Consider the following 21,695-nt stretch of genomic DNA (forward strand, 5'->3'; position numbering starts at 1 on the left):
AGGGCGCGGTTGACCTCGGCGGACTGGCTGGACGCGTGGGCGATCTCCCAGCTGTCGTTCAGGCCGAACCATTCGCCCGTCAGCCCCATGGGCACGAGGATGGCGGGCAGCACCAGTGACGCCGCCGCAGCCCATGCCAATCGCACATCCCGATAGGTCGAAACACGGCGCGAGATGACACAGAAAATCTCGCCGCTGGTGCCATTTGCGGCTGCGGCAATGGCATCGGCGATGCGCTGGTGATCTTCGGTAGTGAAATCCATTACCATCCTCCCGATGCGCCGCCGCCGCCGAAGCTGCCGCCACCGCCACTGAAGCCGCCGCCGCCAAAGCCGCCACCGCGACCGCCGCCGCCGCCACGTCCGCCGCCGCTGCTGCTGGCGATAGCTGCGATGATCTCGGCCGTCGTCCAAAGCACAGCGCCCGCGCCATTGGCGGCACCGTGCATGCTACGTCCGCGGCCGCCCGATGCGGCACCCACAACGGCACCCAGCACCACAATCAGGCCAAACAGGATAAAGAAGCCGCCGAGCAGCATCGCGCCCGTATCTCCGCTGCGCTGGCTTTCCTCGACCATCTGTGCGGCACGCGCCTTGGCTTCCTCGGGATCGAGGGTCAGTTGGCTGGCGATAGCATCAACACCACGGTCGATACCGCCGTAGTAGTCGCCCTCGCGGAAGGACGGCAGGATGTCGTTGCGGATGACGAGCGACGAATAGGCGTCGGTCAGAATGCCCTCGAGGCCATAGCCGACCTCGATCCGCACCACGCGGTCGTTGGGCGCGACGATCAGGAGGGCGCCGTTGTTGGCTTCCTTCTGGCCGATGCCCCAATGGCGGCCCAACTGATAGCCGTAGTCGGCAATGTCATAGCCGTTCAGGCTGTCGACCGTGACCACCACAAGTTGGTCCGTCGTCTGGGCTTCCAGCGTCGACAGCTTGGTCGTTAGGGCTTGTTCCTGAGCGGGGTCGAGGATGTTGGCACCATCAACCACACGACCCGAAAGGGCAGGGAACTGCGGGACGCCTTGGGCCATAGTGGACATCGGCAAAGCCGTGCCCAGCCACAGACCCATTACGAACAGAAGGGCAATGGCCCTTTTCACGCTGAGCCAGCCTTTAGTTGGCGGCGGCCGGAGCCGCAGCAGGCGGAGCAGAACCCGGAGCCACAGCCGGAGCGTTACCGCCCGGTTGGGCCGCAGCCGACGGGTTCAGACCATCAAAGTTCACGCTCGGGGCGCTTTGGGCTTCGGCGGTTGCGGTGAACAGCTGCATCGGCTTGTTGCCGCTTTGCAGGGTCTTGGCCCAGATGATGCTGGGGAAGGTGCGAAGGGTGGTGTTGTAGTCACGCACGGCTTCGTTGTAGTCGCGGCGCGCCACAGCGATACGGTTCTCGGTGCCTTCCAGCTGCGATTGCAGGGCAACGAAATTCTGGTTCGACTGAAGCTGCGGATAGCCTTCGACCGTCACCAGCAGACGCGACAGGGCACCCGACAGTTCGCCTTGGGCTTGCTGGAACTGCTGGAAGGACGCCGGATCATCGGCATTCACATTGATGCTGGTGGCCTTGGCGCGGGCTTCGATCACCTGCGTCAAGGTGGTGCGCTCCTGAATGGCGGCACCCTGAACCGTGGCAACCAGATTCGGGATCAGGTCTGCACGACGTTGATACTGGCTTTGGACATCGGCCCATGCCGCCTGCGCACGTTCATGCTTGGTGGGAATGGTGTTGTAGCCGCAGCCGGTCACGGCAGGGGCCAGAACGACAACAGCGGCCACGGCGGCCATACGGGGGGACATACCAGCCATCAGCTTCCTCCTGTTCGGTCACGGTGACCGATCCTCAATCTATAGGATTGGGGTGTTATGGGGGGCTAGCGCAAGACCCCAGCCCCCGATCGATGCAGATTAACGCGCCAACAGATCGTCTGGCTGCACGCCAATCGTGCGGCAGGCGGCGGTGTAGGTGTTCACCAGAAGGCAGGCGATGGTCATCGGACCGACACCGCCTGGAACAGGCGTGATCTTGCCCGCGACAGCGGCGGCTTCGTCAAACGCCACATCGCCGACGACGCGGGTCTTGCCCTCTGCGGCCTTGACCGGATCCTTGGACGGCACGCGGTTGATGCCGACGTCGATGACCGTCGCGCCCGGCTTCACCCAGTCGCCCTTGATCATTTCCGGACGACCGACAGCGGCCACCAGTATGTCGGCGGTGCGGCAAAGGGCCGGCAGGTCCTTGGTGCGCGAGTGGGCGATGGTGACGGTGCAGCTTTCGCCCAGCAGCAGCTGGGCCATCGGCTTGCCCACGATGTTCGAGCGGCCAACGATCACGGCATTCAGGCCCGACAGATCGCCCAGCTGATCCTTGAGCAGCATCAGGCAGCCCAGCGGGGTGCAAGGCACCAGGCCATCCTGACCCACGGCCAGCCGACCCGCGTTGACGACGTGGAAGCCATCCACGTCCTTGTCCGGCGAAATGGCGTCCAGCACGGCATTGGCATCGATGTGCTGTGGCAGGGGGAGCTGGACCAGAATGCCGTGGATGCCGTCGTCGGCGTTCAGCTGATCGATCAGGGCCAGCAGTTGTTCCTGAGTCGTATCTTCCGGCAGGCGGTGCGTGTCCGAACGCATGCCGGCCTTCAGCGTCGTTTCGCCCTTGTTGCGGACGTAGAGCTGGCTGGCAGGGTCTTCGCCCACGATCACCACGGCCAGACCCGGTTTGACGTTGTGGCTCTGGACCAGTCGTTCCACGGCGGCCCCTACACGGGTGACGAGTGTGCTGGCAAAGGCCTTGCCATCGATGATTGTGGCCGTGCCGGTCTCGGTCGCCATAGGTGTCTACTCCGCTCAGGACGAGGAACTGTTTGCGATGTGGGCGATTTACAGGCGCCATGGTTCGGCGTCTATGATGCGCCTGACAAATCCGGAGGGACATTCCCAATGCGTTCAACCCTGCTTATCGCGGCCAGCGCCCTTGCAATCATCGGTGGCGCGTCGCTAGCCCACGCCCAGACTGACGGGGGCACGATTTCGGTCGGCGGCAGGGCAGAGGGGCGGACCGACGATGACGGGCGGGATTATCGCCTGTCTCTGCGTCGCGGCGAGGGAATCGAAGTCTTTGTCGGCAGCGACGACGTCGACACCTTTGTGCATCTTTATAAAGCCGATGACACGGACGAAGCGCTGGCGTCCGACGACGACAGCGGCGGCGACCTGAACGCCCGCCTGCGCTTCGTTGCCGAGGAAGACGGCGAATATATCCTCCGCGCCAGTGCCTTTTCCGCCGGTCAGTTTGAGATGACTGTGAACCGCTGGCGTCCGATTCCGATGCGTGCCTCGAACATCTCCGTGGGGCGTTCCGATAATGGCCGTCTGAACAACCGCAGTTCTCAGGGCGATGACGGCCAGATCTATCAGGCGTATCGCCTGAACATGCGCGCGGGACAGCGTGTAGAGATATCCGTCCGTTCGGAAGGCTTCGACCCGATGGTCTTTGTCGGCCACGACCGTCCGGTCTTTAGCTCTCTCGCCGAGAACGATGACGCCCCGGGGCAAGGTCTGAACTCGCGCCTGCTGTTCACCGCCCCGACCGATGGCAGCTATCTGATCAAGGTGTCTTCGCCCGGTGGCCAAGGCACCGGCCGCTACACCATCGCGCTGCGCGAAGCCGAGCCGTTAGCCGCACCAACACCTTTCACGGTGGGGGAGACCGTAAACGGGGAGATCACCGATGAAACCCAGATCGGCATGTCGAGCAAGCCGTCGGATCGCTACTCGCTGTCGGTGGTGGCCGGTCGCGCCTACCAGATCGATATGGAATCGAGTGACATGGACAGCTATCTGTCGCTGTTCGATGCCGCCGGTAAGCTGGTACAATCGGACGATGACGGTGGTGGCAATCTGGACGCCAGCCTCACCTTCGTCGCCAAGGAAGACGCCACCTATGTCATCGAGGCGTCCGCTCTGAGCGAAGGCCGGACCGGCCCTTATTCGCTGAGCGTGGAAGAGGTTGCCGCACCGCCTGCGCCGACCCCCATCGCCATGGGAGCAACCGTCGAGGGCGAACTGACTGACGACGACGCGCGCAAGGGCGGCAGTGGCCGTTACGACGCCTATAGCTTCTCGGCCACCGAGGGACAGCGCCTGCAAATTACGCTGGAATCGTCCGACTTTGATGCCCTGCTGGAACTGGGCAAGGCGGGCGATGACTTCGACGCTATGGTCACCGACGACGACGGGGCAGGGCGCGGCACGGACTCGCGCATTCTGTTCGATGTGCCCGAGACGGGTGAATATGTGATCCGTGCCAGCAGCTATCAGTCGGACGAGCGCGGCGGCTATGAGCTGCGCCTGACGGATCGTGGTCCCAAGCCCGAGCGCGGCAGCGTCATGGTCGGCTCGACCGTGCGCGGTAGCCTGAGCGACAGGGACAACACCTCCGAAGGCGGCATTGGCAGCGGTGCCTTCTATGACGAATACACCTTCCACGCCTCCAAGGACGAGAAGCTGCGTTTCATCCTTGTGGCACCGACGTTTGACGCCGTGGTGATGGTGCGCAGCGCCAGCGCCGAGGGTTCTAGCTGGGGCAAGCAGGACGATGACGGCCTGTCCGACACCCACTCGCGTCTGATCTGGTCCGCGCCGAACGATGGCGAATACGTTGTTCGCGTGACCAGCTTCCAGGCCAACTCGACTGGCGACTATTCCCTGATCGTCGAGCCGCAACCGTAAGGCTGTCGGACCTATCCAACTGTACCGCGTGAGTGCATGACTGACCCCTTTTCCGTGTCGCGTAAGGACCAGCATCTCGATGTCGTTCTATCGGGAAAGGGGCGGCATGCACTGACGACGGGCTTTGAGGACTGGCGCTTCATCCACGAGGCGCTGCCGGACATCGATCACGACAAGATCGATTTGGGCGTCGATTTCCTTGGACGGCGTCTGCTGGCCCCGTTCCTGATCAGCGCCATGACGGGCGGCCCGGAACGGGCCGAGGCCATCAACATCCATCTGGCCGAGGCGGCCCAGCATTTGGGGCTGGCCTTGGCTGTCGGCTCGCAGCGGGGCGCGTTGGACGCCGATGGCGAGTTGCCCGGCTTTGGGCGCAGTCTGCGCCATCGGGCGCCGGATACGCCGATCCTCGCCAATATCGGTGCCGCGCAACTGACGCGCGGTTTTGGGCGGGACGAGGCCCTTCGTATCATCGACATGATCGATGCCGACGCCCTTGTCGTGCATCTGAACCCCTTACAGGAAGCCTGTCAGCCGGAAGGGGACAGGGACTGGTGGGGCGTGGCGGCGGCGCTGAATGCGCTGGTCCACGAACTGGACGTGCCAGTGATCGTCAAGGAAACGGGGGCGGGTATTTCCGCCCTTACCGCCCAGCGTCTGGTGGCGATGGGCGTTGCCGCGATTGATGTGGCAGGCAGCGGCGGCACCAACTGGGCTCTGGTCGAGGGGCAACGCTCGGAAAAGCTGGAAGACCAGTTACACGCAGCCGCCTTTGCCGACTGGGGCATCCCCACGGCACGTGCGATTGCCGAGGCGCGCAATGCACTGCCGTCCACCGTCTTGATCGGTTCAGGCGGCATCCGCGACGGCGTGGATGCCGCCAAGGCTATACGCTTGGGGGCCGATGTTGTGGGTGTGGCTGCGGGCGTTCTGAACGCCGCGACGCAATCAACCGAGGCGGTGATCGCGCATTTCCAGCTGATGACGCGCCAGCTGAAGACGGTCTGTTTCTGTGTGAATGCGCCCAGTCTGGCGCATTTGAAGCGGGTGCCTCTGGTACCGGTCCGCTAGGCGATTTAGTTCGCGGGGACCTTGGTGACCTTTACGTCCTTATCCGGCTCGGACTGGGGGACCTGTTTGATGGCAGGGCCGGTTCCGTCCTCATAGGCCCAGGACTCGTCGTTCCATGATGTGCCGAGGTCCTCGTCCACCGTCTCGAACTCTTGTGCCCGCTGCATGGTGGCGGCGTGGTCATAGCCATCGGCCAACTCGCCAACCGAGAGCTGGCCCTGGGTCGGCACGATTTCCGGTTCCTTGGGAGCGACCACATCCACGCGCAGGCCATCACCGTCGACCGTGTGCTGGGTGGAGTTGTCAGAGCAGGCAGCCAGTGTGCCGGCCAGAACCATCGCCAAAACAGACAGGGACAGATTGCGCATAGGAATTCACACAAGGGGTCAAGCGACATGCCGGAATAATCCGGCCCGTTCTTGTACGCCAAACCTGCCCCCGAAAGGAACGGCTAAATCGATCAGGCCGACAGGGCCTGAGCCAAGGCGTCGCGCACGGCCACCTCGGTAAAGGGCTTCTGGATCGTCGGATGGCCGCGCCATTGGTCCGGCAAGCCGCCTTCGCCATAACCGGTTGAGAAGACGAAAGGTATCCCGCGCTCTTTCAGACATTCCGCGACAGGGAAAACATATTGCCCCGCGACATTCACATCCAGCAGGGCGGCATCGATGTCCTGTGCCTTGGCGACATTGACGCCTTCCTCGACCGAGCCAGCGGGACCGACAATCTGGCATTCCAGATCTTCGAGAATGGTTTCGAGCAGCATGGCGACGAGCGACTCGTCTTCCACGATCAAAACGCGACGGCCAGCGAGTGCATCCGACATATGCGAGCGTATCCTGTAATTTGAGTGAGGCGACGCTACGAACCCGTTATGGCGCGCTCCCCCACAAAGCGTGCCATCAGTGAATCGGGACTGTGACTAGATACGGCAACGCCTGAAGATGAAAAGGGTGCCGCCGAAATTCGAGAAAATTTCGCCAAACACCCAATTCATTGAATTTTATAGGAAACTATTTTTGCTTCCGCATCGGAAAACAACGCCTCAGCGGCCCACCCGCAGGGCATAGACGTCGTGCAGGCATTCCTCGGTCGTGCAGGCGTTCCGTTTTTGCAGCCATGCACGCTGGCGGGCGAGGGCGTTGGGATCATTGCGTTCCGCGCGATAGACAGCGGCCATCTGGCGATCAAGCCGTGACAGTGACTCATTGCCGCAAATCAGATGCTCCACGCGGGTCGAGGCGCGGGCGCAGTCAAAGCTGGGTTGGAACTGGGATGCCCTGCGGGCCGACTGGCCTCTGACGGTGGTGGGCTGCGAGGCGGTGGCTGCAGCGGGAGCAGAGGCGGCGGGTTGTGCGGGTGCTGCGGTGCTAGGCGCGGCGGCAGCCGTGGTGCCGGTTCTCCACTTCGTCAGATCCTGACGGCTCAGCGCAGTGACAATCGGATCGGTGCCTGTGGCCTGATAGACGGGGCCGGAGTTATCAGCGGCTGGCTGAACCGAATACTGGATATCGGCCTGCAGTTTGTCCCGGCCAAACAAGGGCTGTGCGCTGGCGGGCAGGGCGATGCTGAGCCGACCCGCGCACGAGGTGCGTTTCAGTGCCTCGTCCACGCCCTGAAGCACAGGCCCCGAAATGGTCGCCGTCGTCTCCATCGCCAGATCGTTCAGAAGCACGGGATCGACATTGGCCACGTCGCCAGCGGCGCGGAAAACCAGTTGCTTGACCTGCTGGGCCGTCTGGTCAGCCGTGCAAAGCTCGGCACCGACCGCGGTATCGCCCCCAGCGGCGGGGGCATCCTTGGAGGCCTGCTGATTACAACCCACCAGCGCGAGGGCCAGCAACGACGCAGCAACTCTTTTCATATCGCGGTTCCCTAATGCTCCAAAGCATGGGTACCCGTAAGAGTTGAGACGTCAAGCCAATCCGCAGACCACTGTCGTGCCGAAACAAAGCTTTGCAATGTCAGGGAAGAAGAGATGGTGGACGCGACAGGGATTGAACCTGTGACCCCCTCGGTGTGAACGGAGTTCTCTGCGCCCAAAACATTGAAAAGTATAGGCGTGGCCGTGCCTTAATTCAGCATTTGGCCGTGAACAGATCAGGAATATCGGTTCAATCCGGTTCAATCGAACCAGAGAGCAACTAGGGTTTTGTTCTGCTTTTGTGCTATGCGGCCCCATGGCTGAGCCGAAACGGCCAAAGACTGTCAGGCCGATGGCCGCGTTGGACGATCTGTGGTGGGAACGTGCGAAAGGTGGAGGAGCGCATTAGGGCGGGCCTCTCCTCCGTGCAGCCGCCTCTGCTCCGATTGAACGGGCAGGGCGGGTCTGGGTTCCTATGCGGCGATGGTCTGCATCTGGTCGGGAGACATGCGCTCCCAAGTGCGCTCGACCTCGCCGTGAGCATTGCGCTGGACCGTGACTTTGCCTTGAAGGTAGCCTTCAGGAACGCCGGAGGCGAAGTGCCCTGGCGCATACCCCTTGCGGGCTGCGTGGGCTTTCAGGCGCTTCAAGTGGTCATTCAGGCCGCTTTGTGCGATCCCCAGCGCCTTTGCCGCTGCTCTCTGGCTACCATGTTCAAGAACCGCAGCAAGGCATTCGCGCTGCTTGTCCGTGGTCGCATAGTTCGCAAGTTCTTCGGTCAGGCCGTGGCTCTGCATCAGCGGCTCCGGTTCTACGGATTGGGGGTGCAGCCGCTAAGGGCTGCGGTCGTGACGGCCTCGCGGGCGATGCGCTGTTCGCGCCCTGCCAGCAAAAGCTTCACGGCTTCGAAGATGTCCGGTGCGGCTTGCACGGCCTCTGCGGTGTCCGCGTATTCCGGCGCGGGGCCGATGTTCACCGTGCACGGGACTGGCACCGGAACCTTCACCTCGACATACTCGGTCTTGGTGATGACGGTCGGGGCGCACGCGGTCAGGGGCAGTGCGACCAGAAGAGCGGCGATCCTCATTGGACGGTCTCCATAATCAGCCGGAATGCCGCATCGCATGCCGTTTCACCCTCGCGCTTTTGCTCTGCGAGGATGCGGTGAACCTCGCGCTCTGCGGCTCGGGCGCGGGTTTGAGCCTCTTTCACGCGGGCCTCGGCTTCGGCCTTGGCGACCTCTCCTGCAGCGGCGAGCGCTTCGATCTGGGCCGACTGGTTCCTGAGCGCCGTCTGCGCGTGGGCGCGGTCGAGCTGGCAGGCCGCGTGCTGGGCACGCTCTTCCTTCAGTTCGCCATCCACCCGCACGAAGTCGCGGTGAGACAGGCCCCACCCATAGGACGAGAACACTGCCAGAGGCACGGCCACCAAACAGATGACGGTGGCGATGATGGTCAGGCGGCTTGGGAATATTGATCCGATGTTCATTGGGCCAGCTCGAAATGCGGGAGGTCACGGTTCTTGGTCCAGTCGCCACCCCACGAGATGCGCACGCCCAGTTCCTGCGCCGCCTGCTTCATGGCCTTGGCGATGGCGTGGAACTTCTTGTCGTCGTCCCAGTCCACCGGATACGGGACAACATCGATTGCGTGGCCGTAGCCATCGGCCATGGCGCGGTGATTGGAGGACAGCGGGTCGGCCAGCCACGTCACCTTAGCCTCCTTTGGCTTGGCGTACTTGGCCGGAACACCCTTCGACGCACAGGTGGCCACGGTGCGGCCCTTGCCCCATGTCTCCCACATCCGCTCTTTCGTTCGCACGCCCTCAGTGACGACGAAATCCTGCGAGGTGATTTGTATGGCGCGATGGGCGACCCTGACCAGATTGGGATGCACGCCTTGGAGGCTCGTCAGCGAGCGCTGCGAGAAACGGTAAGCCATTGGTGTGGCCTCCTGTTCGTGGTATGTTCTAGGTATGAGATTGCTTGTCTGCGGTGGCCGAGACTTCAGCGACTGGCGCTTGCTCCAGCGAGTGCTAGAGGACTTCCACGCCAAGCAGCCCATCACGCTCCTGATTGCCGGAGGCGCGACGGGTGCTGACGATTTGGCTGTGCGATGGGCGCATTACCGGAAGCTTCCGGCGTGCGTGTTTCCCGCAAACTGGAAGCACCTCGGTAAAGCCGCAGGTCCAACGCGCAACAAGTGGATGCTGGACTTTGGCAAGCCTGACGTGGTTATCGCGTTTCCGGGCGGACGAGGGACCGACGTGATGGTTCAGCTCGCTCAGGAGGCGGGAGTGAAGGTGCTATCGGTTTAGTCACTGTCGTCCAGATCAAGCTCTGCGGACATGTCGCCCTTGCTGAGCTTGATGCCGCTGACCTTCCCCCACGCGAGGGTAATCATCACCACCACCACCACGGCCCATGCAGCGAGGCCCATCTGCGCAACGGCAGTGATACGGGCCAGCCACACAGCCTCTAGGTCGGGGAACCGGCCATACGTCAGCCAAGCCGCCGCGACCGCGACGAACAGGGTCGCCATGATGCCGCCGCCGAGCATCAGCACGAAGCGGACCAGCGGAATGGCCTTGAGCGATCCGGTCAGGAAATTGGCAAGCTTGCTCATTTCAGCAGGTCCGCAAAGACGGCCTTGAGCGCCGCGCCGATACCGCCAGCCAAGAGCAGGAGGCCGACCACCAGACCCCAGCCCTTGTTTTTGACGCCGACGAGCATCTTGACCTCGCCTCGCAGCCCGTCATCCGGCCCTTCGCCGACAGTGGCCGTGAGATGCTTTAGCTGGGTTTCAATGCTGGCCAACTGAGCGGCGATTTGCGCGTTGGTGGTACGCTCGGTCATGTGTTTGCTCCACGGCGGCGCGTCCTAACGGCCAACCAGAAAAGTCCCGCTTCATGCGCTGAGACGCCCGTTGCGCGAAGGGCTCCCATGAACAGCCAATCGATCTGCCATTTGGGCCAGTCGGTGTCTGTCAGGAGGTAGTCGTGAAGGATGGAGGCGGGCAGATATTTCGGGTGCCAGCGGCCCCACTTGCTCGGCATCCACCAGCGCCGGGACATGCCGTCGGTCGCGTATCCAGCGGGGATGGTGACGAGCGGGGTGCCTCCAAAAGAAACGGCGAGAGGTTCGTTCAGAACCGCCCGCCGCTTGCCCTCGATGGTGAGGCTCGGTGACTTGTCGAAGCCGATCATTCTTCAGCTACCGGATCGAACGGCCAGCCGTTGACGATATCGACCGTGGTCGGGTCTTCAGCTGCGCGAACTGCCGCCTTGAGGTTCGCTCCATAGTAGAGCAGGACTGCGCCGCGCTCGATGGCGGCAGTAAGTACCTCGACAACTTGTGCTGCCGTCGTCTGGATGTTCCAGTTATCCTCGGCGCGGATCGGTATAACCGTCTCGGGCTGACCGCCGATGATGGCCGTCAGTGCCGCTGCGTGAACCGCCAGCCAACGCTGAACGTCATGGCTTCGCATTTGAAGCCGACGCACCCCAGCGGCTTCTTCTTCGTTGGCATCGTTGACGGCTACCGTCTCGCCGAAGTCATAGGCGAAGTCGGCTGCGGTCTTCGCATCGCGCAACTTGTCGATACGTTTGCAGATACCCTCGACCGAGTTGTCCTCGCCGGGCGCGACCGAATGGACCGCCGTGCGGGCGAATGACCGGACACGCTCAAGGCGGGCCGGCAGTTCGCCGTCAACCTCTTCGAACGCCTCGTTGATGGCCGTCAGATGGGTGTAAAGCGTTTCTTCGAGCGCCATCAGATGACCTCCAGATAAAGCGTTGCGCGAAGGTTGATGAAGTTGGCCGCGCCCGAGGTCCGGCGAACGCGGATGCCGTAAGTGACGTTGCCGGATTTTCCGGCCATCTGACCAATCGGGAAGGTGTTGATCTGCCCGCCCGTCAGGTCGTTGACCGCGCCGCCGTTGATGCCGTTGACGGTCATGGTCGTGGACGCGATGACGGTCGTGCCCGCACTGTTCTGCTCGAACACCTCGACCGCAAACGTGCCGGTGACACCGCCTGTCATCTGCGACCCGCCGTCATAGCTAATGACCGCCGAGATCTTCACACGCGGCGACAGCTTCACGCTCAGGCTGCCCGACGTCATCGTAACGTTGGTGGTGCCGCTCGACGAACCCAGCGCCGTCACGCTCAGGGTCGCCACACCATCTGCAACCGCATTGTTGAAGACGTACGGCGATGTGGTCATGAAGCCGAAATAGCCATTGGCTGGCGTCATAGCGCTTAGCGCAATGCCGGTCGGCCCGTACCAGTCAATGAGGTTGCCCGCAGCGCCGAAGGGCGCACCCTTCGCGATCACCCGAATGTTCGACCCAATGGTGGTCTGTTCGGTGTCCGTCGCGTCGTCAACGACCGTATTGTCGCCGAGATAGAGCTGGTCATAGTCCAGCGCGACCGCAGAGCCTAGCGAACCCGACACCAGCTTCAGGCGGGCAGGCTTGCCCCCTGTCGCCGCCGCAACGACTTCATAGTAAGCAAGCGCCTGCTTCGTCTCCACATCGATGAGCGCAAGGCCTTGCTCGCGCACCGATGCCGAAAGCTCGCCGATCTGGCGACCATTGGCCGGAGCCGTATAGGCGGGCAGGGTCGTTGCCGTGGCAGCGAGGCGCGCGAATGTCGGGCGGCGCAGGGCCATATCGGCCACGCCGAGCGAGCCATCCCATCCCAGAGTGGCCGCACCTTCGACCCAGACAAAGCCTTCGCCCGGGACCGTCCCGATGATACCACGGCGCTGCCATTCATCCTCGCCGTATGCGGTGACGGCAGTTCCTAGAGATGTGATGTTATCTCCATCGACATCGCACCACAGCAAGCTGAACGACCATCTGGCATCGCCCGTTCGCGTTCGGGCGTCGACGGCAAAGCCGACCCTTTCACCTGTTGCGACCGGCCAGCAAACTCGGCTGCCGCCCGTAATGGCAACCGTGTCGGGGCCACCATACAGACCGACGATGCAGTAGTAGGTGTTCGTGCCGTCCCAATCGCCGCCAGCCTTAAGCACGCGGATTTCGGAACCATCAGACGTGACGGTCGGTAGTGGACCCGAATAGCCCCACAGCGGCGCAAACCCCACAGTGCCGTTTGACAGGTCTGCGTTTGCGTATTCGTTGACGGGCGGGACCAGCTTGGCCTCGACAACACCAATCGCCGTAGATCGTGCGGTTGACTCATCAACGACAGCCGTCTCGACGGTCGCGATCTTGGCAAGGAGCGAGGCCTCGCCGTCACGGGCGTTCTCGACCTCCAGCGCAACGGCGCTAATGGCTGACGCGTTCGTACTGTCGCCATCGATGCGGGCCTGATTAACCTGCGCGATACGTGCGTTGAGGTTGGACTGACCACCCCGTGCCGCCGCCACCTCCGAACTCACGCTACCCAGCAACAGCTCGGCCGCCGAGAGGTCGCCGTTCAGTGTCTCGGTGACGCCGAACAGGTCCTCGATGTCGCCTTCGAGGGCCACGATGGACGGCGCAGTCGGGATGACGTCGCCAGCCGTCAGGGCGGGGGCTGTGTATGGCCCCTGGATCATTCGCGCTGACTGGTGGCCGTTGGCCGCAAAATAGCTGATGGCGACGTAATAGACCTCGCCGGGGTTCAGGCCGGTGATACGGATGGCCTCGGATTGCGCGGGGCCATGATAGACCTGACGCCACGGCCCTTCATCATCCGGCCCGACCTCGACCAGCATGGCCACCATGCCGTCAGGCAGTTCACCGACCACTTCAAGGCCGGGCTGGCTGATGCCGCCTGAGGTCGGGGCTTGTGGTGTGATGGTCCACTCGCCCTCTTCCGGCGCAGGCGGGATCGGGTCGATGGCCGTCAGGCTCGGTGCGGCTGGCGGGTCCCCTTCCTGCCCCAGCGCCCAATCGTGCTTGCCGTCGCTTTCCGAGCGCACTTCCAGCGTGACGACGCAGGACTGCGGGTCGAAATTGCGGCGCGTGACGACGAACTTCTGGCCGTTCAGGCCTGCCTCGGGCAGGTTTGCCGTGAGGGCATCGCCGACCTTCAGGCCGAGCAGGTGCGGTTTGCACGGAATGGTGCCCGTCAGGCTCTCGCGGCTGTTCGCCAGATCATAGGCGGCCAGCTGGGCGACCTGTTGCGCCGAACGGACATAGTTGTAGGCCACCTCGCGCGAGCGCTTCTCGCCGCCGTCCTCGGTGACATAGACGCTGGATGTAACAGGCCCTGCGGCCAGCTGTTCCCACTTGTGAGGCTCGGAACGGAAGCGCGGGATAATGGTGTTGAAGCGGTCTCGGCGGCTGACCATCGTGGCGAGCTGGACCGACCCCACAACCTCTTCCGCAGTCAAGGTGTGGATCGACGCGACAGGCGTATTGGTGCGGATCGAGATTTGAGCGCCACGGTTGATGGGTTCGGCGCTGCCTGCCTGAAGCATGGCGACCAGCACTTGCCACTTGTCGTCGGCCGTCGTCCATTCGCCCGAGATAACCCACTCGTTCTCGTCCGCGATGTTCGCGCCAGAGACAAAGGCGGCGATGTCGATGGCGTCATCCGGCGCACCGACACCCGCGATGTGCTTGGTGCGGTCAATCGAGCCATCGGTGTTCAGCTTGAAGTGACCGCGCACCCATGCCAGTGCGTGCAGATGCGGGTTCTCGGTGTAGGCCCACGTGCGCCAGTCATCGCGGCGCTGGGAGCCCGAGCCGCCCGGATAGGTGCTGTCTTTGCGCGGGTCCCACAGCTTCATGCCGTGGATGGTCCACAGCGGGCGCGGCACACCGCCCTCATACGATGCGTTTTTGCTGTTGTTCCGCATCGTCCAGAAGGCATGGGCGAACTGCGGCAGCTTGTGCGCCGAGGTCCACTCGGTCATGCCCGGAGAGCCTTGCGGCTGTCCGGTCGGCGGGCCGAGGGCCGCATCACCCGGCAAGCCGAGGCGATACGTCATCCACATCTTGTCTTTGTACGGCTCGACGTTCGCTGCCAACCCTTGCGAGCCGGGGAAGGTCACAACCGTATCGTTGGCCTTGAACTGCTCAATCGACTGGATCGGGCCAAGCGAAAGCACGGTCACGTAGGACAGGAACAGGTTGCCCTTGCCCCAGACGTTGGCATGCACCTGACGACCGCCGACACCAGAACGCCCCATCACGCCACCAATCGGCGCGGCAGGGTCGGCCTTGAACGCGATGGGAGAGCCGCCAGCACCCGTCTTGGGCTGCATCAGGGCCATTGTGGCCGCGCTGGCAGCCATCGAGAGGCCGCCAAATATCACGGCCTTGGTGGCGAAGTTGGCGACAGCGATTTGCGTGGCAAAAGATGCGCTTGGCATTAGGGCGGCGGTTACGCCCACAAAAGCCGAGTTTATTGCCGTTACAACCGCTGTCACAGCCGCGCTTATAGGGTCAGCCATTACAATGACCTCCAAGCAGCTTCAAACATGGCGGGCACGCCCACTTGGAACTTGCCGTCGAAGTATCCGAAGGCTCGCCCATTTCCGACGCAGACCATTAGCGCACCCCCGAAGTGCTCAGCGGGCAGGGCGAGAATGTCCCCCGGCAACGCCGCAGCAGGGGCGATCTCGGGCAGTTCCAGCAGGCGCACCGCCTCGATGACGTCCTTCACGCCCATGCGCTTCAGAGCGCGGGCTGCGCCGACCTTCGAAGAGTACGCGCCAGCCTTCAGGATCGGGGTTTTGACGCCATGCTTACGAATGGCGAAATAGGCCATGCGAGCACAGTCGTCTTTGCCGTAAGCGAGCGGCTTGCCGTTAAATCGCGCTATGGTCGCCTCGACGGCTTCCACGCGCTTCACCATGGTATGGGTCATAGGGGTGCTCGGTCCGGTATCGGTCGAGTTGTGGGGAGTTGGCCGCCGCCGATGGGCACGCCGCCCCATTCGGCAGGCGCGCCGCCGATGTTGTCGCTGACCACGCGAGGGCGGGCCGCGTTGTAGTTCCACGGCAAGTCGCGCTGGATGCTGGTCACGTATTCGGTGCCGTAGGCGTCGGGGAACAGGCCGTTGACGAAGAAGAAGTTCAGGCGGTTGCCCTCATTGGCCGCGAATAGCCGCTCCCACGCCGACGCCACGTCGAAGGTGATGACGGTGCGGTTTTCCTCGGCCGTGACCTCAATGGTGTCCAGCTCGCCATTGAACAGCAGTTCCGGCTCGCCGATCAGTAATCCGGTCGCGGGGTTTACGCCGGCAAACCACACCTTCGCGGATGCCCCCTGATTGGTCGGATCGGTCAGGTCGGCAAGAGCGGGCAAAGAGGCCGGTAGAAAGGTGAACTGAAGGCGCGGAGCTTCGGTGCCAAGGCTTTCCCCGACACCTTCGATCTGATCCAGCACGCCATAGACACTGTCTTCCGGCTGGTAGGTCTTGCTGTTGAAAACGATCTGGGCCGCGCCATCGGTTACACGGATGGTGTGGTCGGGAAGCACGATTTCCAGCAACAGGCACACCAATGGGGCCGCACCTATCAGTGCAGCCTCAAAAGACGAGTTCAATGCCATGATTTTACTCGCGTTCTTCGATGGTGAACTTGATGCCCGTCCACATGGCGTTATCGACGGTCCAACTGGTGTCGTTGCCGCCCAGCCAGCCCTCGATAACCGGCGCGGCGAAGTTGACGGCCGAGTTATCAGCTGGAGATCGGCGGATCATGGGATTGAACTTCAGGCCCGCCATCACGCCCGACGCGGCCGTCTTGTCCTCGGCGACCTGATAAAGGTAGCTGCGGCTGGAGGCCGTCAGATTGAACCACTGGCCCGCGTGCGCCTTGTACGTCGACGACAGGCCATCGATGTTGATGGAGGTGCCGAGCTGGCTGCCACCGTTGACCAGCGGCGTGCCGGGTGAACCGACATCGAAGAAGGGCTGCGGAATCTTGATCGATACCGTGTCGCCCTCTCCCGCCGTCAGGGCGGCGATCCACTTCATCGCCTGCACATAGGCCATCGGCGGCATTTCGAAGTCGATGGCCCAGCGCGAGCCGAGACGCTGGATGCGCGTCACCGGCCCTCCGAACGTCGGCGTAAGGTCACGCCTGCGCGAAATCAGGCGCGGCGTCATAGACGTCGGGATAACGTCTGTCGGAAGTGCGATTGTCATTATCCGAAGCTCTGTCTGGCGCGGCGCTGGGCGGCGACTTGTTCACGGCGGTTCATCGCCACGGCCGTCGTGGCTGCCTGAACGGCCATGGGGGCAGCGACTTCGCGGGCCGTGCTGGCGACATAGGCATTCAGGCCCTCACGGTCGGCCGTCACGCGAACCTCGAGGCGTTGGGCCGCCACAGACCCGACCGCTGACACCGCACTTGTGGCAAGGCTTGCGCTGTTGTCGTTGGTTGCTTGCGCCTCGCTGATGCTGCCGCCCTTCGAGCCACCAGCGATCTTCAGGCCGATAGCTGCCAGAGCCGCGATGGTAGCCGCACCGGCCGCAAGATTCAGAGGGAAGGGCAGGGACTTGATCGCATTGACATAGGCGACAATCGCTCCCGACTTGGCCTGCGCGGCGTTGTCGGCGATCTTGGAAGCCGTTTCCTTCTTGCTCCAAAGGATCGACTGCATCATGCCGAACATCTGCTGTGCGCGGTAAACCTGTTCGATAGCCAGCAGGAAGCGGTAGCCGTCTGAGCCCTCACGGAAGTAGCCGCGGGCCGCTGACAGCATGTCGCCATAGGCCTTGGACGTGGCCATGCCGCGCTCGCGTTCCAGCAGGATTTCGCGCTCCATCGTCAGGGTGCCGTTGCGGGTCATCTCCTGACGGCGCTCTTCGATCTCGGCCAGCTTGGCCTGCAGACCGGTGAGCCCTGTCAGCATCCCGCCGATAGCGCCGCCTGCTTCACCGAACACGTCGCGCAGGCCACCGGCGATGTCGCGCATGGCGTCATCGTTAAGGCGGGCAAGGTCCAGCGTCAGGCGCAGGCTGTCGTTATAGCGGTCCTGCTCCTGTCGCAGGCGCTCCTGGGCGCGGGCCAGATCACCGGCACGCTCGATAGCGCGGGCGTAACCTTCGTCGGCTTCTGTAAGCCCCTCGGCCCGCAGGCGCTGTTCTTCGGCCAGACGGGCGATGGCTACCGCCCGTTCCTCATTGGTCGCCGAGATCAGGCGCGCTTCCAGCTCGATCAGCGCGATCTGGTCATCCATGGCCTTGGTGTTGGCGACCTCGGCCTTCATCTTGTCGATGAGCGCAGCTCCCGCACGCTCGACCTCTTCGCGCAGGGCTGCAGTCGGAGCCAGAGCGGCTTTCTGGGCGATCTCCCACTGCTTGGCCGCAATGGCGTTCATGCCCAGCGTTGCCGCCTGCTCCTTCAGGCTGTCGATGTAGCGCTTGATCTCTTCGGCCAGGCGCTCTTCTTCGGATTTGCCCTTGCGGCCCCTCCGCTCACGACGGCGCTCGGGGTCTCCAGCCTCTCGACGGATACGGTCCTGTGCTGTCTCACGGATACTGTCGCGCAGGCCATCGATTTGGCGATCAACATAGGCAACACCTTCGATAACCCCTTCAACGAAGGCCTGCCCCATATCTTCGCCAGCTTGCCGTGCGCTTCCTGAATAGGGATTGGCAATCCGGTCGATATTGACCGGCTTGATTTCCGTTGCGCTAGCGGCACCTGTGATATTGCCCGAGGCAGCCATCAGCACGCGGATTTGCGGCAGGAAGCGGTTATACATCGCCGCGGCCTTGTTCATCATGGCCTCGATTGCGCCAATCACGGCATTGGCTGCCGAAATAGCCAGATCACCCATGACCTTCGGCAGGTCGCCCCAGATGGCCTTGATGGCGCGAAATGAGCCGAGGAAGGTGCCGACAATGATCTTGTTGGCATTCACGAGAATGTCGGCCGTCCAGTCCATGGCCTTGCTGAACCATTCGCTGATCTTCGACACGGCAGGCTCGATCACCTCGTAGATCGACTTTCCGATGTATTTCAGCGTCCCGACAACAACGTCGCCCATGGTGACGCCCTTGTTCTCGACCTTTTCGAGCTGCTTTTCCGTCAGCCCCATGCCCTTGGTCAGGTCGCCGAACTCCTTGTTCATCGAGCGAGCCGCAAGACCGATTGTCGCCGCCATCACCGCAGCAGTAGCAGCAATAGCTGCGATGATGGGCAACAAGGGTGCGAGAGCTGCCCATATAGCCGCCCCCATTGCTCTAGCGACCGCGCCCACTGTCGTCCCGGAACGCATGGCCGCTACCTGCAGGCCGTCAAAAAGCTGAGGTCCCTGCTGCAAGGCCACCATCAGAGGGTTCATCCCCATGGCGAGCGTGACGCCCACATCCGCGCCTTGTCGCGTCAGGTTGAGCATATCATGAGCGGTCAGCTTAACAGCCCCTTGCACCTTGCTCTGCTGTTGTTGGTATCTGCGCCACGCTAAGACGTGATCGTCCACTTGCGGGACAGATGACCGCAGGTGAGCGTGGTAAGCCGCGATGTGGCTATCGGCTTGGCCGATCTCGCGTGTCGCGTTAACGATCGCGACAGAGGCGGAGTTAGCCGCCTCTGTCGCCACCTTGAATGAGTGCGAATATCGGATATGCGCAGCCGAGGCCGCATCAACAGCGTGGCGCTCCTTCTCTACTGCAACAGCGACTTCAACCGCCGCCTGTTCTGCCTGCTTTTGGGCCATCACAAATGCAGTCAGATTTTTCAGAGTCTGATCAATCGATTGCAGAACTCTCGTAACGCCGTCTGCAGCAAGACGCGCAGCCCTAGCGAGCGCCTCCAACCCCGCATCGGCCTTGCCTGCCGAACCGGTCATCCCGTCAAGGCGCTTTTCAGCGACCGCAACCTGGTCGCTTTCTACGCGGATACCCAAAACAGCCAGATCAGCCATGCTGAGCCTCCTTCTTCGCCTTTAGAGTTCTGAGCAGGTCGCCAACGCCCTTGGTGTCTTTGGTCGAAATGGCGTCAGTCGATTTGCTGGGGGTGGCTTTTCGCATCACGGCCAGATCCATTTTGCGGATCGTGGCGACCTCCCAGGGGCCAAGACCGGCCAGCGTGAGATCGTTGTAGGCGGCGATTTCGGTGAAGGTGATGGGGCCGACCACCCCCATGCCGACCTGTCTGGTTCCCATGAGGTCCAGAAAGGCCTGCCAGACCATTTCGCCGCCTTCTGGCACTTCGAGGTCGGTCTGGCCCTTGGCCTTGCTGAATACGGCCTCAGCGAAAAGGGTTAGCTCTTCGGTGAGGCGTTCAAGAAATTTGCACGGTCGTCGATGAAGGTGCGGACCTGATCGCGCAGCCAAGGAAAGCGGCGATAGAGCATCGCGGCATTGTCCTCGCTGAACGGCAGAGGCTCGCCCTCAAGCACGATGCCGTCCCAGCCGACCGTCGCGGCCGCGAGGCGCTTGATCTCGTTCGTCATGGCCAGTTCGGCCGTCACTTGCATCTGGTTGCGATTACGCAAGATGGCATTGGCGTGCTGGTTGCTGATCGCAGTCAGCTTGGCGCTGTCGGCTCCCAGCAGGGTGAGGGTCACCGGCTTGTCATCGGTGTACAGCGGCGCACCGTCAGGGCCGACAATGTGATGCTGAACGCCATCGTCAGCCAGCTTGCAGGTGTCGAGTTGGGCGAAGTCCATGACTTGCTCCTAAAAGAAGCCGGGGCGCGACCCCGGCCTTGAGTTGATGGGAGGTTGGTGATTACGAGCCCGATACGGCCGTCGACGGCACTTCGATAATCGGGCTGTCGATCAGCAGAGAGAAGGCGCGCTTGACGATCTCGTTTGCCGACAGGTCCGACAGAGGCACGCCGCCAACCAGCGCGTGGAAATAGAAGGTTGAGTCGGTGTCGTTGGAATCCGCACCGTCTGCCAGCACCACCTTGAAGGCATAGGGGAACTCGGTGGCTTCAGCGGCCACTACAGCGCGTTGGCCTTGATCCAGCGGGTCATTGGCGACCGTGATGGTCATATCGCCCGCGTTGCGGACACCCTTGCGCTTACGCACGCGAGCGTCGCCCAGCGAGGTGAACTCGATCACCGAGGCGGTGTCGCCAAAGCCGCCGATGGTCTCGACGTTCTTGATTTCCTTATAGGCCAGTGCGGCATAGGCCGAAGCGGTCGAGGCAGCAGTGGTCGGGCCGATATAGACCTTGGCCCCGGTCGTAGGTGCAATAGCCATGGGATGGCTCCTTCAGATGTGTGATGAAGCCGGTGCCCATCCCGGCTTTGGGCGTTTCGTCAGGCCGAGGCCCACGAAATGGTGACGGGAACCAGCGTCGAGCTGTCCTCGTAGATCGGCGTGGCCATGACGGGCTCGGCGGTCACGGTGACCTTACGGCCCTGGCTGACCATCTCGGTGCCTTTGGCAAAATGCGCCATCACGGCATCGGCCACGGTAATCGGCTGGATAGTGGGCTTGCCCTTGGGCCAGACAACCGTGACTTGCAGCAGTCCCTGATCCATGCGCCCCGCGGTCGCGCCCTCCCACTTGGCCGCGTTGTGGAACACCTCGGCCCGCAGATATTTGCCATCGGACGGCGGGGCGAACGACAGGCCCGGATAGGCCACCGGCAGGACCGGAGACAGCACCAAAGACCCCACTCGTGAGAGCAGGGCGTCTGTGACCTTTTGCATGGGTTAGCCTCCTGCGCGGCTCTGCGCCTCGCGGCACACTTCGGCGACGATTTGCGGCCATTGCTGAGCGGCTAGAGCCACGAAGCGGCGGCCGGTTCGACCATGGGTGCCGTATTCCTGATGTCGGGCGTAGTTGGCGCTGTAAGCGATGGTGATGGTGTCGGAAGCCTCAGCCTCCGCAAGGACCAGTTGAATGCCGACGGGGTTCCAGCTGTGCTTGGCGTCGCTGTCCGGCCTATCCCTTAGAGGCGGTACCCCGTAGCCGATCTGGGCGACCAGAGAGGCCCGCAGGAAGCCCGTATCGACCGGCATATTACCGCCAGCCCCGACGGGCGTCTGCATGGCCTCCACAACCCGCTGAACGCTTTCGTTGCGGACAGCCGCGATGCGCTCTTTCGTCTTGGCGACCCATGCGGTGATTTGCGCGGCGCCTGACGAAGCCATAGC

At 62.7% G+C, this 21,695-nt stretch carries 27 protein-coding genes and 1 pseudogene; 3 read left to right on the top strand and 25 right to left on the bottom strand.

Features of this window, described 5'->3' with window-relative positions:
* The 4 genes and pseudogenes from Q0Y42_RS10290 to folD form a co-directional block, all read right to left on the bottom strand.
* Positions 1 to 263 (bottom strand): annotated as a pseudogene (locus tag Q0Y42_RS10290) (TPM domain-containing protein); the annotation flags it as partial.
* Positions 263 to 1,105: a TPM domain-containing protein gene (locus Q0Y42_RS10295; protein ID WP_297803356.1), complete on the bottom strand. Its 843-nt coding sequence runs from the start codon at positions 1,103 to 1,105 to the stop codon at positions 263 to 265. The pseudogene Q0Y42_RS10290 and the gene Q0Y42_RS10295, both read right to left, overlap by 1 nt.
* A gap of 13 nt (positions 1,106 to 1,118) precedes the next feature.
* The gene (locus Q0Y42_RS10300; RefSeq protein WP_297803358.1) at positions 1,119 to 1,808 is read right to left on the bottom strand and encodes a LemA family protein; all 690 of its coding nucleotides are present in this window, start codon (positions 1,806 to 1,808) and stop codon (positions 1,119 to 1,121) included.
* A 99-nt stretch (positions 1,809 to 1,907) separates the two neighbouring features.
* Complete coding sequence (gene folD, locus Q0Y42_RS10305; protein WP_297803360.1) at positions 1,908 to 2,834, bottom strand: bifunctional methylenetetrahydrofolate dehydrogenase/methenyltetrahydrofolate cyclohydrolase FolD; 927 nt, start codon at positions 2,832 to 2,834, stop codon at positions 1,908 to 1,910.
* A 108-nt stretch (positions 2,835 to 2,942) separates the two neighbouring features.
* Here folD and Q0Y42_RS10310 point away from each other — a divergent pair, with 108 nt between their 5' ends.
* Both Q0Y42_RS10310 and fni read left to right on the top strand, forming a co-directional pair.
* Positions 2,943 to 4,733 (top strand): PPC domain-containing protein, encoded by a 1,791-nt coding sequence (locus tag Q0Y42_RS10310; protein WP_297803362.1) that lies wholly within the window; start codon positions 2,943 to 2,945, stop codon positions 4,731 to 4,733.
* A gap of 36 nt (positions 4,734 to 4,769) precedes the next feature.
* Entirely contained in the window at positions 4,770 to 5,804 is a 1,035-nt protein-coding gene (gene fni / locus Q0Y42_RS10315; RefSeq protein ID WP_297803364.1) for a type 2 isopentenyl-diphosphate Delta-isomerase, read from the top strand.
* A 5-nt stretch (positions 5,805 to 5,809) separates the two neighbouring features.
* On the opposite strand, the gene Q0Y42_RS10320 is transcribed toward fni, so the two are convergent.
* The 7 genes from Q0Y42_RS10320 to Q0Y42_RS10350 form a co-directional block, all read right to left on the bottom strand.
* Positions 5,810 to 6,172, bottom strand: coding sequence for a hypothetical protein (locus tag Q0Y42_RS10320; protein ID WP_297803366.1), 363 nt, complete (start codon positions 6,170 to 6,172; stop codon positions 5,810 to 5,812).
* A gap of 92 nt (positions 6,173 to 6,264) precedes the next feature.
* Positions 6,265 to 6,630, bottom strand: a complete 366-nt coding sequence (locus Q0Y42_RS10325) for a response regulator (RefSeq protein WP_297803369.1) — start codon at positions 6,628 to 6,630, stop codon at positions 6,265 to 6,267.
* A gap of 219 nt (positions 6,631 to 6,849) precedes the next feature.
* A complete protein-coding gene (locus tag Q0Y42_RS10330) occupies positions 6,850 to 7,668 on the bottom strand; it encodes a hypothetical protein (protein ID WP_297803371.1) in 819 nt (272 codons plus the stop codon).
* Between the two features lie 473 nt (positions 7,669 to 8,141).
* A complete protein-coding gene (locus Q0Y42_RS10335) occupies positions 8,142 to 8,465 on the bottom strand; it encodes a LysR family transcriptional regulator (RefSeq protein WP_297803372.1) in 324 nt (107 codons plus the stop codon).
* 14 nt (positions 8,466 to 8,479) lie between these two features.
* On the bottom strand, positions 8,480 to 8,755 hold the full coding sequence (locus Q0Y42_RS10340) for a hypothetical protein (protein WP_297803373.1): 276 nt from the start codon (positions 8,753 to 8,755) through the stop codon (positions 8,480 to 8,482).
* Entirely contained in the window at positions 8,752 to 9,156 is a 405-nt protein-coding gene (locus tag Q0Y42_RS10345; protein ID WP_297803374.1) for a hypothetical protein, read from the bottom strand. The genes Q0Y42_RS10340 and Q0Y42_RS10345 overlap by 4 nt, the downstream gene beginning before the upstream one ends.
* A complete protein-coding gene (locus Q0Y42_RS10350; protein ID WP_297803375.1) occupies positions 9,153 to 9,608 on the bottom strand; it encodes a M15 family metallopeptidase in 456 nt (151 codons plus the stop codon). Before Q0Y42_RS10350 ends, Q0Y42_RS10345 begins: the two co-directional genes overlap by 4 nt.
* 34 nt (positions 9,609 to 9,642) lie before the next feature.
* Here Q0Y42_RS10350 and Q0Y42_RS14080 point away from each other — a divergent pair, with 34 nt between their 5' ends.
* A complete protein-coding gene (locus Q0Y42_RS14080) occupies positions 9,643 to 9,984 on the top strand; it encodes a DUF2493 domain-containing protein (protein ID WP_366108327.1) in 342 nt (113 codons plus the stop codon).
* Here Q0Y42_RS14080 and Q0Y42_RS10355 read toward each other — a convergent pair.
* The 14 genes from Q0Y42_RS10355 to Q0Y42_RS10420 form a co-directional block, all read right to left on the bottom strand.
* On the bottom strand, positions 9,981 to 10,292 hold the full coding sequence (locus Q0Y42_RS10355) for a hypothetical protein (RefSeq protein WP_297803377.1): 312 nt from the start codon (positions 10,290 to 10,292) through the stop codon (positions 9,981 to 9,983). The two genes, Q0Y42_RS14080 and Q0Y42_RS10355, sit on opposite strands and share 4 nt — an antisense overlap.
* On the bottom strand, positions 10,289 to 10,522 hold the full coding sequence (locus Q0Y42_RS10360; RefSeq protein WP_297803379.1) for a hypothetical protein: 234 nt from the start codon (positions 10,520 to 10,522) through the stop codon (positions 10,289 to 10,291). Before Q0Y42_RS10360 ends, Q0Y42_RS10355 begins: the two co-directional genes overlap by 4 nt.
* Positions 10,519 to 10,872, bottom strand: a complete 354-nt coding sequence (locus Q0Y42_RS10365; protein WP_297803382.1) for a DUF1353 domain-containing protein — start codon at positions 10,870 to 10,872, stop codon at positions 10,519 to 10,521. The genes Q0Y42_RS10360 and Q0Y42_RS10365 overlap by 4 nt, the downstream gene beginning before the upstream one ends.
* On the bottom strand, positions 10,869 to 11,438 hold the full coding sequence (locus Q0Y42_RS10370; RefSeq protein WP_297803384.1) for a hypothetical protein: 570 nt from the start codon (positions 11,436 to 11,438) through the stop codon (positions 10,869 to 10,871). The genes Q0Y42_RS10365 and Q0Y42_RS10370 overlap by 4 nt, the downstream gene beginning before the upstream one ends.
* Positions 11,438 to 14,995, bottom strand: a complete 3,558-nt coding sequence (locus Q0Y42_RS10375; protein WP_297803386.1) for a hypothetical protein — start codon at positions 14,993 to 14,995, stop codon at positions 11,438 to 11,440. Before Q0Y42_RS10375 ends, Q0Y42_RS10370 begins: the two co-directional genes overlap by 1 nt.
* An 80-nt stretch (positions 14,996 to 15,075) precedes the next feature.
* Complete coding sequence (locus tag Q0Y42_RS10380; RefSeq protein WP_297803388.1) at positions 15,076 to 15,492, bottom strand: hypothetical protein; 417 nt, start codon at positions 15,490 to 15,492, stop codon at positions 15,076 to 15,078.
* Positions 15,489 to 16,178, bottom strand: a complete 690-nt coding sequence (locus Q0Y42_RS10385) for a hypothetical protein (protein WP_297803391.1) — start codon at positions 16,176 to 16,178, stop codon at positions 15,489 to 15,491. The genes Q0Y42_RS10380 and Q0Y42_RS10385 overlap by 4 nt, the downstream gene beginning before the upstream one ends.
* Positions 16,179 to 16,182: 4 nt before the next feature.
* Positions 16,183 to 16,776: a hypothetical protein gene (locus Q0Y42_RS10390; RefSeq protein WP_297803393.1), complete on the bottom strand. Its 594-nt coding sequence runs from the start codon at positions 16,774 to 16,776 to the stop codon at positions 16,183 to 16,185.
* Positions 16,776 to 19,505: a phage tail length tape measure family protein gene (locus Q0Y42_RS10395; protein ID WP_297803395.1), complete on the bottom strand. Its 2,730-nt coding sequence runs from the start codon at positions 19,503 to 19,505 to the stop codon at positions 16,776 to 16,778. Before Q0Y42_RS10395 ends, Q0Y42_RS10390 begins: the two co-directional genes overlap by 1 nt.
* Positions 19,498 to 19,773, bottom strand: coding sequence for a hypothetical protein (locus Q0Y42_RS10400; RefSeq protein ID WP_297803399.1), 276 nt, complete (start codon positions 19,771 to 19,773; stop codon positions 19,498 to 19,500). The genes Q0Y42_RS10395 and Q0Y42_RS10400 overlap by 8 nt, the downstream gene beginning before the upstream one ends.
* Before the next feature lie 71 nt (positions 19,774 to 19,844).
* Positions 19,845 to 20,252: a hypothetical protein gene (locus Q0Y42_RS10405; RefSeq protein WP_297803401.1), complete on the bottom strand. Its 408-nt coding sequence runs from the start codon at positions 20,250 to 20,252 to the stop codon at positions 19,845 to 19,847.
* A 61-nt stretch (positions 20,253 to 20,313) separates the two neighbouring features.
* Positions 20,314 to 20,793, bottom strand: a complete 480-nt coding sequence (locus tag Q0Y42_RS10410) for a phage tail tube protein (RefSeq protein WP_297803403.1) — start codon at positions 20,791 to 20,793, stop codon at positions 20,314 to 20,316.
* A 59-nt stretch (positions 20,794 to 20,852) separates the two neighbouring features.
* A complete protein-coding gene (locus Q0Y42_RS10415) occupies positions 20,853 to 21,248 on the bottom strand; it encodes a phage tail terminator-like protein (protein WP_297803405.1) in 396 nt (131 codons plus the stop codon).
* 3 nt (positions 21,249 to 21,251) lie between these two features.
* A complete protein-coding gene (locus tag Q0Y42_RS10420) occupies positions 21,252 to 21,692 on the bottom strand; it encodes a hypothetical protein (protein ID WP_297803407.1) in 441 nt (146 codons plus the stop codon).
* Positions 21,693 to 21,695: the final 3 nt, after the last annotated feature.

The organism is uncultured Brevundimonas sp., assembly GCF_947305955.1.
GTDB lineage: Bacteria > Pseudomonadota > Alphaproteobacteria > Caulobacterales > Caulobacteraceae > Brevundimonas.